This is a genomic window from Mycobacterium sp. SVM_VP21, assembly GCA_024758765.1.
GTDB classification, from domain to species: Bacteria; Actinomycetota; Actinomycetes; order Mycobacteriales; family Mycobacteriaceae; genus Mycobacterium; species Mycobacterium heraklionense_C.
In genome coordinates, this window is sequence record CP101406.1 from 1,012,963 (window position 1) to 1,027,195 (window position 14,233).

11 protein-coding genes are annotated in these 14,233 nt (G+C 63.6%); 8 read left to right on the forward strand and 3 right to left on the reverse strand.

Annotation, left to right across the window (positions count from 1 at the left end):
* Positions 1-94 precede the first annotated feature (94 nt).
* The gene (locus NM962_05005; GenBank protein UVO13476.1) at positions 95-1,513 is read left to right on the forward strand and encodes an SDR family NAD(P)-dependent oxidoreductase; all 1,419 of its coding nucleotides are present in this window, start codon (positions 95-97) and stop codon (positions 1,511-1,513) included.
* Between the two features lie 6 nt (positions 1,514-1,519).
* Here the strand turns inward: NM962_05005 and NM962_05010 are convergent, their stop codons facing one another.
* Positions 1,520-2,356, reverse strand: a complete 837-nt coding sequence (locus tag NM962_05010) for an SDR family oxidoreductase (protein UVO13477.1) — start codon at positions 2,354-2,356, stop codon at positions 1,520-1,522.
* Between the two features lie 2 nt (positions 2,357-2,358).
* Entirely contained in the window at positions 2,359-2,835 is a 477-nt protein-coding gene (locus NM962_05015; GenBank protein ID UVO13478.1) for a nuclear transport factor 2 family protein, read from the reverse strand.
* A gap of 704 nt (positions 2,836-3,539) precedes the next feature.
* On the opposite strand from NM962_05015, the gene NM962_05020 reads away from it, so the two are divergent.
* Positions 3,540-3,992: a hypothetical protein gene (locus NM962_05020; protein UVO13479.1), complete on the forward strand. Its 453-nt coding sequence runs from the start codon at positions 3,540-3,542 to the stop codon at positions 3,990-3,992.
* Positions 3,993-4,071: 79 nt separating this feature from the next.
* On the opposite strand, the gene NM962_05025 is transcribed toward NM962_05020, so the two are convergent.
* A complete protein-coding gene (locus NM962_05025; protein UVO13480.1) occupies positions 4,072-5,736 on the reverse strand; it encodes an ATP-binding cassette domain-containing protein in 1,665 nt (554 codons plus the stop codon).
* A gap of 419 nt (positions 5,737-6,155) precedes the next feature.
* Between NM962_05025 and NM962_05030 the strand changes: the two genes are divergently transcribed.
* Genes NM962_05030 through NM962_05055 form a run of 6 tightly spaced genes read left to right on the forward strand, consistent with a single transcriptional unit; the run spans position 6,156 to position 14,145 of the window.
* The gene (locus tag NM962_05030; protein UVO13481.1) at positions 6,156-6,404 is read left to right on the forward strand and encodes a hypothetical protein; all 249 of its coding nucleotides are present in this window, start codon (positions 6,156-6,158) and stop codon (positions 6,402-6,404) included.
* The gene (locus NM962_05035) at positions 6,404-9,076 is read left to right on the forward strand and encodes a Z1 domain-containing protein (protein UVO13482.1); all 2,673 of its coding nucleotides are present in this window, start codon (positions 6,404-6,406) and stop codon (positions 9,074-9,076) included. Before NM962_05030 ends, NM962_05035 begins: the two co-directional genes overlap by 1 nt.
* Positions 9,073-10,068, forward strand: coding sequence for a PD-(D/E)XK motif protein (locus NM962_05040; GenBank protein UVO13483.1), 996 nt, complete (start codon positions 9,073-9,075; stop codon positions 10,066-10,068). Before NM962_05035 ends, NM962_05040 begins: the two co-directional genes overlap by 4 nt.
* Entirely contained in the window at positions 10,065-12,086 is a 2,022-nt protein-coding gene (locus NM962_05045) for a hypothetical protein (GenBank protein UVO13484.1), read from the forward strand. The genes NM962_05040 and NM962_05045 overlap by 4 nt, the downstream gene beginning before the upstream one ends.
* On the forward strand, positions 12,083-12,976 hold the full coding sequence (locus tag NM962_05050) for a hypothetical protein (GenBank protein UVO13485.1): 894 nt from the start codon (positions 12,083-12,085) through the stop codon (positions 12,974-12,976). The genes NM962_05045 and NM962_05050 overlap by 4 nt, the downstream gene beginning before the upstream one ends.
* A complete protein-coding gene (locus NM962_05055) occupies positions 12,973-14,145 on the forward strand; it encodes a hypothetical protein (protein UVO13486.1) in 1,173 nt (390 codons plus the stop codon). Before NM962_05050 ends, NM962_05055 begins: the two co-directional genes overlap by 4 nt.
* The last annotated feature ends 88 nt before the right edge of the window (positions 14,146-14,233 follow it).

Genomic DNA, 14,233 nt, shown 5'->3' on the forward strand with positions numbered 1-14,233 from the left:
TACCTGATGATCTGACCGCGGGGAACTGCCTTGATCCCAAGCGCGGGTCTGTCGTGTTTTTGCCGGTCGTTACAGGGCCGTACCCTTACCAGGCGTGACCGTCATCGACCCGGAAAGGCTCGCCACCTGCCTACAGGTGCTCGCCGAGATCGACTCGCTGCCACCGGAGCACCCGGACGCCGTGGCCGTGCGCCGGGCCACCGCGCGCATGTTCAAGGCGGTCAAGAAGGCCCGCCGGACCGCCCGACGCGACGCAGTGGCCGCCGCCGACCAGGCCGTCATCGCCGCCACGGCCACCGGGGCACCGGGCCGCATCGACGACGAGACGCAGGGCATTCCGCTGGTGTCTGCCGCGGTCGGGGCGTCGGCGGGCACGCTGCTGCGTTCGCGGGCCTGCTACATCTGCAAAACCCACTACACGCAGGTCGACGCGTTCTATCACCAACTCTGCCCGGACTGCGCCGCGATGAGCCGGGCCAAACGTGACGCGCGCACCGACCTCACCGGACGACGGGCCCTGCTCACCGGCGGGCGCGCCAAGATCGGCATGTACATCGCGCTGCGGCTGCTGCGCGACGGTGCGCACACCACCATCACCACCCGATTCCCCAACGATGCCGTGCGGCGCTTCGCCGCGATGCCCGACAGCGCCGACTGGCTGGACCGGCTGCAGGTGGTGGGTATCGACCTGCGCGACCCGGCCCAGGTCGTCGCGCTGGCCGACACCGTCGCTGCCCAGGGCCCGTTGGACATCCTGATCAACAACGCCGCGCAGACGGTGCGGCGCGCGCCCGGCTCCTATGCCGCCCTCGTCGAGGCCGAGCGCACCCCCGCAGGCGAGCTGGTCGACGTGATCACCTTCGACCATGTCAGCGACGCCCACCCAGCGGCCCTGGCCGGCAGCCTCGCCGAGCACCAGCAGCCACACGCACTGACCGAACTGGCCCTGACCGCCCGCAGCGCGTCCCCCGAGCGGATCGCCGCGGGCACCGCGATCGACGCGGGCGGGCTGCTGCCCGATACCGCCGCCGTCAACAGCTGGACCCAGCACGTGCACGAGATCGACCCACTGGAGTTGCTCGAGGTGCAGCTGTGTAACCAGACCGCGCCGTTCATCCTGGTGAGCCGGCTTCGCCCGGCCATGGCGGCGGCTACCGCGCGCCGTAAGTACGTGGTGAATGTCTCGGCGATGGAGGGTCAGTTCAGCCGCCGCTACAAGGGCCCGGGGCATCCGCACACCAACATGGCCAAGGCCGCGCTGAATATGCTGACCCGCACCAGCGCAGCCGAAATGCTGGAGAGCGATCGCATCCTGATGACCGCGGTGGACACCGGCTGGATCACCGATGAGCGCCCGCATCCCACCAAGCTGCGACTGGCCGAGGAGGGATTTCACGCCCCGTTGGATCTGGTCGACGGCGCCGCGCGGGTCTACGACCCGATCGTGCGCGGGGAAGCCGGCGAAGATCTGTACGGGTGCTTCCTCAAGGATTACGCGCCGAGCAACTGGTAGGCGCCGTCAGTACAGCGGCCCGCCGCCGAACAGTTCGCGGTGCGAGTCCGGCTGGTTTCCCTCGATGTCGGTGACGCCGTAATCCAGCGCGGCCTCGGCGGTGATCAGGGTGTGCCCGCTACAGGCAGCGACGTCCGCGTCATTCGCCAGGGCGGCGACGACGCGGCCGATGAACTCCGGGGTTTCGGCGTTGGCCAGCGGGAAGCCTTGGAAGTTGTCCAGGCCACGGGCCATAAAGCCCTGCATCACTTCGTTTTTCACCAGTCCGGGCCACAGCGATACCGCGCTCACCCCGGTTCCGGTCAGCTCGACGGCCATGTCGGCGGCCATCTTGTCCAGCCCGGCCTTGGACATGCCGTAGAGCACCGAGTGCAGGTGCCCGCGGGCCCCGAACGAGGAGATATTGGCAATCAGGCCGGCGCCGCGCGGGACCATCAGCTGCGCGGCGTGCACCGAGGCGACGTAGTGGGCGCGCAGGCCCACCCCGATCAGGGTGTCCCAGTCCGACAGTGGACGCTGCCAGAACTTCTCGCTGAACCCGGCGAATCCCTTGGGCGCCGCCCAGACGTTGTTGACCAGCAGATCCAGCCGGCCGCCCTGCTCGTCGCCGATGCGGGCGAACAGCTTCGCGATCTGATCGTCGTCGCGGTGGTCGCATTGCACACCGATGCCGTGCCCGCCGCGTTCGGTGACTTCCCGCGCGGTCTGATCCAGCGGCCCGTCGGCGCCGACTTCGCCGCGGGCGGTGACGTAGACGGTCCAGCCGTGCGATCCGAGCGCCAGCGCGACGCCCTTGCCGACACTGCGGCTGGCACCGGTGACCAAGGCGATTCGGGTGCTCATCTCTAGGCCTCCACCGTCGTGTCGTCGCCGAGGGGCCGGGTGATCACCCAGAGTTGGCGGAAGTGACTGCGGGCCATTTTCCAGGCGCCGCCTTCGATCACATAGTCGTCGTCGTACTCGCCGGTGAGCAGGCGTTCGGTGCGCTCAATCATGTTGAGCTGCCGAAACTTCAGCGTCCATCGTCCGGTGGCCGTACCGGGGCCGGTGATGGTGATATCGGGGTGTATGCCGTGGTGCATGTCCAGGATCACCGGTTTGCCGTCCACTTTGTGCAGCGCGATCTTGGTGAACACTTTCGCGATCTGATCGGCGTCGTCGAACCCGCCCAGGGGGCCGTAATGAATGTCGGCCCCGCGATTGATGAAGCAGGCCCGGAAGGTTTCGGGGTCTTTGGCGTCGCAGGCCCGGAAGTAGCGGTGCTTGAGGGCTTTGATCGCCTCGATCTGTTCGAGCGCGGTCAGCCGCTCCTCGGGTGTCATCGCTCGACGATAGTTGTCGGCGCCGCGTGCCACGGTGGGGGCATGAGCTAGGGAGATCGTCCCCACCCGCCACACGCGTACCGCGACTAGCGGTACGACATGAGTTCAAATCGGATAGCGCCGGGGATATCAGCCGGTTAGATCTTGCAGATGGTCGACCGCCGCGTAGTAGACGTGACTCTGGGAGCGGCGGCTACCGCAATCAGGTCGAATCAGCACATTTGGCCGGCGAAGAAGGCGGCCGACACCAGACCGACACACAACGCCAGGGTGGCATGACCCATCATGCCGGCGCCGACAGTCGCGGTGGCAGCGGTGGCAGCCAAGCCGCTCAGAAAAGTGGTCATTGCCCCATCTCCTGTGGTGTGCATCACATCAAGGTTTCCAACGTGGTCTACACCACATCATACCTCTAAGGAAAATACCAGTCCCGTCCTATTCACCGGAAAGTCGGCGGAATTCAGCGGAGCTCGGCGGCCCGCACCAGCAGGTCTGACGGGGCTGCAATACCGCGTATCCTCCCGCTCGGCGGCGATGCAGTGCCAGCAGCGCCTCGCCGGGCGGATAGCACACGGGGTTGGTCATGTGCACTGAGGGAGGGTAGTGGGATGTTGTTGACGGCGGAGTGGATTCCGGTGTGGGTGAGGTCGTCGGCTGTGGATGGACGGACGTTCCCGACCGCCGCCTCGGCGTACGCTGCCACCATGCCGCCGAAGGATCTCGAGTCACGGGTCAGCGCCCTGGAGGTGCAGGTTGGTGAGCTGCGCGGCCGAGTCCGCGCCAGCGAACGCGACGCCGCCGCAGCCCGGGTGCTCGCCGGTGGAGCTGATCGCGACGTCGGTGAGATCCGCGGCGAAATCCGTGACTTTCAGCGGGCCACCATCGGAAGCTTCAACGCGTTGCGCGAAGACATGGTCGACATGCGCCAGGACATGGTCGACGGTTTTCGACGGGTGGACGAACGCTTCGCGCAGATCGACGAGCGGTTCGCGCAGGTCAACGAGCGGTTCGCGCAGATCGACGGAACGTTCGGACAGGTCGCCACCGGCTTCGCCGAGATGCGCGCCAAGTTCGACATGACCGCAGCCGGACAGCAGCGCATCGCCGAGCTGATCCAAACCGTCATCGACGCCCAAGGCGGCAACGGCTCGGACTGACGCTTCGATCCCATCATCCTCCACGTCGTCGTCGCCGCGAGGGACGACTCGTGACCGCTTCGGATAACCGCTTCCACACCTACAACTCGGTGACACTCCCGCCCTCGACCCGCCAGGAGCGGTCCAGCCGGACGTTCTGCAACATCCGGCGGTCGTGGGTGACCAACAACAGCGCACCGTCGTAGGTTTCCAGCGCCTGCTCCAGCTGCTCGATGGCGGGCAGATCGAGATGGTTGGTCGGCTCGTCAAGGACCAGCACGTTCGTTCCGCAGGCCTGCAGCAACGCCAGGCCGGCGCGGGTGCGCTCCCCGGGTGAAAGGTCGTCGGCCGCGCGCTCCACATGGTCGGCGGTCAGCCCGAACTTCGCCAGCAGGGTTCGCACGTCGGCGGTCGACCAGTCCGGCACCCGCTGCTCGAAGCGATCGACCAGACGGGCGGGGCCGGTGAAATCGGCGCGCGCCTGGTCGATTTCACCGATGGCGACGTTGGCGCCCAGACTTGCGCGGCCCGCGTCGGGCTGCTGGCGGCCGAGCAGCAGGCGCAGCAACGTCGACTTTCCCGCCCCGTTGGGGCCCACGATCCCGATCCGCTCGCCGGCATCCACCTGTAGCGACACCGGCCCGAGGACGAAATCGCCTTGCCGCACTACGGCATTGTCGAGTGTCGCAACGACCGAACTCGACCGTGGCGCAGCCCCGATGGTGAACTGCAGCGTCCATTCCTTGCGGGGTTCGACGACCTCCTCGAGGCGGGCGATCCGGCTCTCCATCTGACGCACCTTCTGCGCCTGCTTCTCGCTGGACTCGGTGGCGGCGCGGCGGCGGATCTTGTCGTTGCCGGGTGCCTTGCGGATGGCGTTGCGGACGCCCTGACTCGACCATTCCCGCTGTGTGCGGGCGCGAGCGACCAGGTCGGCCTTCTTCTCGGCAAACTCGTCGTACTGCTCACGCCGGTGCCGACGGTTGATCTCCCGTTCCTCGAGATAGCTGTCGTATCCGCCGCCGAAGACGGTCGTGGTGTTCTGGGCCAGATCCAGCTCCAGGACACGAGTGACGCTGCGGGCCAGGAACTCCCGATCGTGGCTGACCAGCACTACCCCACCGCGGAGATCACGGACGAACTGCTCCAGCCGGGCCAGCCCGTCCAGGTCGAGATCGTTGGTCGGTTCATCGAGCAGGACGATGTCGAACCGCGACAGCATCAGCGCGGCCAAACCCACCCGGGCGGCCTGCCCGCCCGATAATCCGGTCATCAGCGTCGACTCGGGCTGCACCGCCTCAGAGTCCAGGCCCAGGTCAGCCAGCACCGCGGGCACCCGTTCGTCGAGGTCGGCCGCGCCGGTGGCCAGCCAGTGGTCGAGCGTCACCGAGTAGGTCTCGGCCGCATCGGTACCCGCGGGAGCCAGATCCGGATCTGCCAGGGCCGCGGCCGCGGCGTCCATGGCCTGCGCTGCCTGCGCACAGCCGGTCCGGCGAGCGATATAGCCGCCGACGGTCTCGCCTGCCACCCGCTCGTGCTCCTGCGGCAGCCAACCGACGAACGCATCGGCCGGGGCGATGTTGACCGCACCGTCGAGCGGCTCCAGATCGCCGGCCAGGATCCGCAACAGGGTGCTCTTGCCGGCGCCGTTGGCACCCACGACGCCGATGACGTCGCCCGGTGCCACGGTCAGATCGACGCCCTCGAACAGGGTGCGGTGCGCGAAGCCGCCAGCAACGTTCTTCGCGACGAGTGTTGCGGTCATCGGTACATGGTCGCAGGGGCCAGGCGCGGGATGGAGGGATGGCGGTGTGCGAGAAGGCGGTGTTCATCTACCGGTACGCCGACGACCTCCGGCTCCGGGCAAGCCGCGGCCTGCCAACGCTGCGAGCCGCTCGTCTCCGAAGTCACGGCAGACACGACGATCGGGATCCTCTCCGAACGACTCATCGACATCACAGACACACTCGCCCCTTCGGCCCGAGACCTCTTCACCGATGCGGAAACCGCGGCCTCCGAGACTGGGACGCTCCACCCAAGACGCCAGCAAGCGGAATTGACCCTAGAACCCTGCCCGGAATCGACCGCTCTGTCAGCGCCCCGCGGTATCTTCCACCATGAAAAGACACTGGCGAGTGACCTTGGCGGGCATTCCCGGCGACGAAACGTGCACCGAGGAGGCAGATGGCGCTGATCACACGGTTCAAGTACCGAAGCGACAGAACCGTCAGTTACAAGACTCGCGTGGAATGCGGATGGACTTCGGACAAGGCTGAGGGCCTCCTCCAGTTGGAGACCTATGCGTTGGATGGGACCACAAGCCAAGTCCTACAGATCGATCAGCAACGCGCCGGCGAACTGATGGAAATCATCGCCCAGGTATTCCCGGAACTTTACTCGTACAACTCAAGTCGTAAAGCTCAGGAGAGCTGATGGAACTGACCGTCGACGGCCCGGAAAATCTCGACGATCTGGCTGCCGAGGACCCGCATGTTCGAGCGTTGGCGCGAATTATTCGCGACACTCCCTCGTTGACTCTGGAACAGGCGGTTGCCGAGCTCTCCGAAACGGGAGATCCGCTAAAGGCAGAGGCTGCCGCTCAACGGATTCGTGAGTTGAACGAGCGGATCCGCAACGCTCAGATCCCGACATCGGTGGTCGCGGGCAACATCGAGTCCTGGTACCCGGGACCGCGAGCAGCGGATAAGAACTGGGCAGCGCTCGTCGAAATCCTCACCGAAGAGGGTTGGAACGACGGCATGATTACCGACCTCGACAAGTCGTCAACCAAAGTGGTTGCTAACCTACCGAATCCAGCCGATCAGGGCGAATACCATTGCTGTGGACTAGTTCTCGGTTACGTCCAAAGCGGAAAGACCACCAACTTCACCGCCGTAATCGCAAAAGCCGCCGATGCCGGCTACCGAATGTTCATCGTCCTGTCGGGAATCCATGACGCCCTTCGGCAACAGACACAGGACCGTTTGAACGAGCAACTTTGGGAACGCAACAGCAATATCTGGCACCGTCTCACCGACGAACAAGATTTCCGGCCGACCGCGAACGTCGACGCGTTGCTTTCAATCCAGCGTCAGTGCGTTCTCGCGGTGGTCAAAAAGAACGGACCGCGACTCAGTGCCCTCAAGAGGTGGTTGTTCGCGGCACGTCCCGAAGTGCTTGCCGCCTGCCCCGTTCTCATCATCGACGACGAGGCCGATCAAGCGACCGTTAACACCGCCAAACCCGATCGGCAGCCTTCACGCATCAACGGCCTTATCCGCGACATCGTCAACAAGGTTCCGAAATCCGCCTACGTTGGTTATACCGCAACCCCTTTCGCAAACGTCCTCATCGATCCGGGCGACTACCAGGATCTATACCCGCGCGACTTCATCGTCGACCTCCCGCGCCCGCTGCCATACATCGGTCCGGAAGCCATCTTTGGCCGCGAGCCCTTGGACTTCGATGCCAACGACGTCGGCGACGACGGACACGACTTCGTGCGGTCCGTTGGCGTAGACGAATTGGATGACCTCAAACCGAAGGGTGCAGCCAAGCGGCACGAATTCGATCCACGGGTGACCGACAGCCTCGATGAGGCCTTGCGCTACTTCCTGATGAGCACGGCGGCCCGCCGCCTCCGTAACAAGGGAAACCCCCACGCAACCGCGCTCGTCCACACCTCACAACACATCGACGTCCACGAACGAACTGCCGACGCCATCCGAAACCATTTGGGGCTACTCAATATGCGCCTCCAGCGCGGTGACGCGGCCTTGCTGGAGACGCTCCGCACGCAATGGGAAACGGAATGTGACCGCGTCGCAGCAGTCGACTTCGACCTCGACAAGGTGAGCTGGGACGACATCGCCGGCGTGATACCCGCGGTCGCCACCGCGGCAGAGGTAATCGTCGACAACTCCAGGAGCCCGGAGCGCCTGTCGTTTGACGATGACAATCCGCGCGTGATCGTCGCAGTCGGCGGCAATACCCTCTCCCGAGGGCTCACCTTGGAAGGACTGGCGGTCTCGTTCTTCGTCCGCACCGCGTCGGCTTACGACACTCTCTTGCAGATGGGCCGCTGGTTCGGCTATCGAAACGGGTACGCCGATCTGACCCGCATTTGGATGACTGACGAAATGCGCGGTTGGTTCCACCATCTCGCTACCGTGGAACAAGAGATCCGCTACGACGTGGAGCGACTCGAGGTCGAACATCTGACCCCGGAGCAGTTTGGCGTAAGGATACGTACGCACCCCTCATTGGCCATAACTTCCGCCGCCAAAATGCAACACGCACGCACAGCAGAGGCCTCGTACGCCGGCCGCCGCCTGCAGACCATACTTTTCAACCACCGCGACCCAGACTGGTTGGCAGACAACGTCGAAGCTGCACAGACGCTTCTCGCGACTATCCAACCCGAGAAGGTATGGACTCCACGTGACGGGATCACAATCTTCGAAGGCATTGATTCACAACACATCGTCAGCTTCCTGTCGATGTACCACTTTCACGAGAACAGCCGCGACCTCGACAGCCCACTGATCAGCCGCTACATCCTCGACCGGCGCGACGAGGGGGAGATCCTCCGCTTCAATGTCGCGGTTATGGGTCGTGCGGCCGATTCGGACTACTTGGGATCCATCGACCTGGGAACCGGTAGCCAAATCGGCTGCATCAATCGCGCAAGGCTCCTCCAGATCGGGACCAACACCTACGCCGACATCAAGGCACTGATGAGCCGCCACGATCGAGTCATCGATGTTCGACTACCGGAAGGCACGCTGACAGCTGAGACCAAACCCGCCGAACTGGCGAAGTTCCGTAGTGCTCCAGCGCGGGGCGGCTACGGAGATGGATCGGGTCTGCTTCTCCTGTACCCAGTGTCAAAGGACAGCAGGCCCGTTCGCGGTACCTCCAAGACCCGTGAATCTTTGGACGCCGTGGAGCACGTGATCGGAGTCGGCTTCGTATTTCCCGAAAGTCGTTCCACGAGAGCAAACGTCGAATACGTCACCGCTGACGTCGCCTCCATGCCCGACGTCGAAGTCGAGGTTCCCGACGAAGGTGACGAACCGGTCGAGTCCGAGGCGGAACTTGCGTGATCGACGAAGTTCGCCTTGCATATGCAGCGCTCGCCACACATGGGACGGCCGAACGCCGCGGCTTGGTCACACTCGCCGTCGACTCGGTCGATGGCGCGTGGGTGGCCATGGATGAACACTCACGCCAACACCTCCTCCTGCAGACGGAGTCGGAAATCGAAATCGACCCAGGCGTTACAACCCTGGTGGTTTCGACGCGTCCACTGCGTATTGCTGGCCAGGACATCCGTGTCCTCGACATCACATGTCTCTTTGCGTCGTTGTCCGAGGTCTTCGATCACTTCGCGTCAGCAGTCGTCGAGCGGATTGCCGCTGCAACGGAGGAGCCTGCAGATGCGGTTAAGAGCGTTCTCGCAAGCTGGAAGAACTTCCTTGTTCCACCATCAGGGCCACCGAGCCTCGACAAGATCGCGGCAACCCTCGGGGAACTTCTTGTCGTGAGGGATGCCGTAAAGAATTCTGGGCGTGTTGACATCGGCTTCTGGTCGGGGCCTTTCGGCCAGCGTCATGATTTCCGAGGCGGGATGACTGCCGTGGAAGTCAAAACAACGCGGGCCCACACTGGTTATCGAGTCACCATCCACGGCGAGGACCAACTCCTGCCTCCAGATGGTGGGCAGCTTTATCTGCACTTAGTGCGCTTGGAGTTTGTCCAAGGCGGCCCGCTACGCCTGACGGCTGTGGTGGATGAACTGCTGGACGCCGGAGTATCGGCGGCACAGCTCTTCGACGCGCTGACCGCCAGCGGAGTTCCAGCGGTAGACCTACCCGCTACTGACAAGACGACCTTTGACGTCCTTGAGCGCATGACAATGCCGGTCGATGATCAGATACCGCGAATCGTTCCCGCTTCCTTCAGCGGCGGCAGGCGTCCGCAGGGAGTCGTGGACATCACTTACGTCATTGATCTCTCTGACACCGCGGGCCGTGCTTTGGAAGACGACGAGTACAAGGCAATCACGATGACCGTGGCGGCGGGGCCGACCGCATGATGTCGATGGAGCGCTACTCGGAGCCATACAACGCAACCGGCGGATTGGCCGCAATCGGTGTCTTGAATCAGCTCGGACGGCCAGACACCGAACCACTAGAGGTATTAGTGCGTGAGGCAGTGCAGAACTGCTGGGATGCCAAGCGACCGGATTCAGCACGAATCCGTGTCGCCATCGGACGCTCGACTCTCGATCAGGCTGGCGTGTCGTTCTTGCGAAGCCAAGTCCTTGTCAACCCTCCACCGGGGCTTGCGCTTGGTCACGAAATGCGCGAAGGCATGCACACGCTCTACTTCGCAGACTTCGGCACCCACGGTCTTGCCGGACCGACGCGCGCCGACCGCCCCGGTGAACCGCGCGACTTCGTCGATTTCGTTCGAAACATCGGCCAACCCCCGGATAAGGATTTCGGCGGCGGGTCATTCGGGTACGGCAAGGCCGCCTTCTACATCGCAAGCGCCGCGCGCACCGTAATCATCGACAGCCTGTGCAGGACCGACGACGGCCAGCTCGAAAGACGGCTTCTGGGTTGCGCACTCGGTCAGACCTTTGATGTCGAAGGCGTGCCGTTCACCGGCCGGCATTGGTGGGGCCGAATGGAAAATGGGGTCCCCGAACCAGTGACCGGCCGCTACGCAGAAGAGATCGCCGCTGCTCTGGGTCTTCCGCCGCGGAACGGCGCAGACGATCTCGGCACAACAGTGCTCATCATCGCGCCATCAGTAACGATTGAAACCGGCGACGGTACTGACCCCACTATGGATTTCATCGCAGAAGCGATTGCGTGGAACTTCTGGCCCCGCATGATCGACACGGCCGGCGGCGCGCAAAGCACCATGAAGTTCTCAATAAGTGACAACGGCAAGAAAGTCCGCATTCCCACACCACGGACACACCCACAACTCCGAGGGTTCGTCGAAGCGATGGACAGACTGCGTCAAGACCCCGACGCTAGCCTCGACGACGAATTCATGATCGACTCGGAAGTCCGCAGCCTCAGACCGGCCAGAAAATTGGGGCGACTCGTAGTCAAAAAAGACCCAGTAGCTCCTGCTGATCTGCCTGACCGGCCGGTGCCCCTCGGTGCGCGACGCACAAGGACATCTGTTCACCACATTGCATTGATGCGCGCACCGGAACTCGTGGTTACGTACATGGAGGGACCTATCCCTCTGGCCGGCCGGATGGGATATGCGGGGGTCTTCAAGTCCGCACTAGATATAGATGAAGCCTTCAAGGCCGCGGAGCCGCCGACCCATGACGATTGGGTGGCACGCTCAGTGGTTGACAGACACGCGCGTTCCTTCGTCAACATTGCTCTGGAACGCATCCAGGCACAGTGCCGACTTGCCGCCGGCTACAACGCCACTGTCCGACACGTCAATGACGCGGACGCAATCCCGTTGGGCGAGTTCGCTGATGCACTTGCAGCACTCATGCCCGGACAGGAGGGCCCCGGAGCCCGCCGGCCAGCAACACAACGGCCGACAACCAAACGACGGCGCCGCGCGCCCGGCCATAAGGACGTCGATGCGGTTACCGAGGACGTCTGGGTAGACGCCACCCCTACCGATGCCGCCGCTCAAACCGGCAGCAGCATAGACGGCAGTGGGGACGGGACTGACGCAACGGACGGCGCCGAACAACATTCGACAACTCGGCCGCCCCCTAAACCATTGCCGCTGCCCCAAACTAAAACCGGAGGCACACCCAGCCCCGCGATATCAGCTGATGGAACGGCAGTCATTGCTTATCCCTTTGAACTCAGGACAAAGGGCAACCGAGTCTGGCTCGAAGCCGCGGTCGAGGTAATGACAAACGACGGCGGGCAAGTGGAGACCGAGCCGCCGGTCGGCTACGAGCCACCAGCGGTGCACGCCTGGATCGCACCTTCGGGCCTCCGGTACAGCTCAGCGACCATCATTGTCGGACCGGACGATTCCGACGGGCACTGGACTGTAGAAGTCGCTCTACGGGAGGAAATGATGCGTGTCGACCTCAAGGTGGGGCGCGCATGAAGACACCCAAAGCAGTCCCATATCTATTGCCGCCGGAAACTGCCGTGGCGGCTCAACCGTGGTGTTTCACCGATGGAGCGGAAGTCGGCGATCGACTCGATCACTGGGACCCCTTCGTCGAATTGGACTTGGCGCGGATCGTTGAAGTCGACCTGGAGGAAACGCGCCGGGGGTGCCAGCTGTCGGGGAACGCAGCTTTCGCCTTGGTGGCGACGTGGTCCTCTAACAGAACCCGCATGACCGGTGACGGAACGATCGTCGAGTTGGGGACCCTCCGCGGCACAGTCCGGACTGCACTCACGATGACAGTTCCAGGCAGCGAATCCGGAGGCCGATTGACTTTGCGGACGCGGCTTGTCCTTAGGTACCCAGGCGAAGAACCTTCACCGATTTCTCCCCGGCGAATCGGAGCCATTCTCTGGGAGGAGGAATGCAGCGTCGCAGTCGAAGGCGGGGCTGCTCGATTCCCCATCACCGCGGCAGACTTCAAGGCCATTGCGTACTGCCCCGACAAGGCGGCGTGGTTCCTTGAGTGGGATCCCACTGACTTGGAAGCACCCGTGCTGGGAGGCATGCGACTCCTGGTCAATTCAGGCCACGAGTCGATCCCCAACATGCTGAGATCGGGCAGTTCCGACCCGCGCGCAGCGGTACTCCGCTCCTTCGTCACCTTCGACGTCGCCAGGTCACTCATCGCGGGGGCCCTCCGGAACGACCGATTTGTGGATGACCCGGAAAGCTTTGAAGATGGGACAATCGGCCGCATGATCTTCGAATTGATAGCACTCTGCTGGCCGGGGAAGCCGATCCCCGCGATGCGGTCACGTATCGGCGAAGATGCGGCCCTGGTGAACGCTGAAATCCAGGCCAGATTCGGGATACTCGCATGATCGTCCTGCCGCGGATTGCCAGGCACTCAGCCACAGAGTTACTCAAGGTCCACCTCGGTAGTGGACTAGCTGAAATCGCAAGCAGTATGCTTGATTTCACTCCGACGATCACCTATACACCCGTCGGAGGTCAGCGCGTCGAAACGCATGAACTCGAGCAGCTGCGGACCGACATTCTGGCGCTCGCACGTGAACACGGTATGCCTGATCGGATCACCGAGCCCTCCGTATTTGAAGGCCGAGGGGCCCGGCTCCTGCGCGAATCATTGCCGATGTCCGCGAACGAAGCCTCCCACGAGGAGGTATGGAGCTACCTAACCTGCTGCTGGCTTCTCGATGTGGCGGTGTGGCGATTCGGCGCTGACGCCGACAAACGACGATTCATCGGGAATGTCAACCGCAACACTTTCCGCCGGCTTTGGTGGCGTGCCGAGATCCTCGGCCCAGATATCGACCTAACGCAACTGGGCGAGGACGAACTCGTCAACATCATGGAGCGCCCGACCATAGCCAGCGACCGCCGGCTCGCACGAACGGTGGCCTCGGAGTTTCTTGCCCGCGTTCACGAGGGCGCAGCCGACTCCCGCATGCAGCTCATGCGCGAAGCGATGAAGAGGCTTCTACGGCTTACGCCGCTGATGGCGTTTCAGGCCCTCGCCGATCACGAACTGCGTGCGGTAGTCGAGCAGTGTTTCACCGCGGCCGCCGAGGGGCTCGCCGGCGGAGGGTCGACCGGCACTGGGCGACATCGACAGAAGGTCGGCCAGGATGCTTCATTGGGCCCGCGCGAATTGCCACCGGTCAGCCCGGGGGTAACGGTCGTCGAACGCATGACAATCACGGATGAGGATTCATTCGGCAGCACGGCAGTGGAGGCAGTCAATCCCGACTTCGACATCGCTGCAAGCAAGGCGCTATCCATTGCTAAAGGCGTCGGCCGCGTCACCAACACGAGTCTGCGCGAGCTCGTCCCCATCACATCAAGCGAAGCCCGCGAGGTGCTCCAGAGCCTCGTACGTGACGGCCTGCTCGCCAGCCGGGGCGTCCGCAGGGGGACTCACTACATCCTGAGCGATTCGGTAAGCGCTGTTGACCGCGCGTGGCCGCCCACTGTGCCTCCGATCGACGCGGGCCAGCCTGAAACTGAGCAGCACGAGGCATCGAAATGAAGGCCACTTCTGCGCCATCTGCAACACGTACGGGAAAGGAAGCGGACGGGGTAACGCGCCGAAGGCCGAAGCCGCTAAGCGAGCTAGT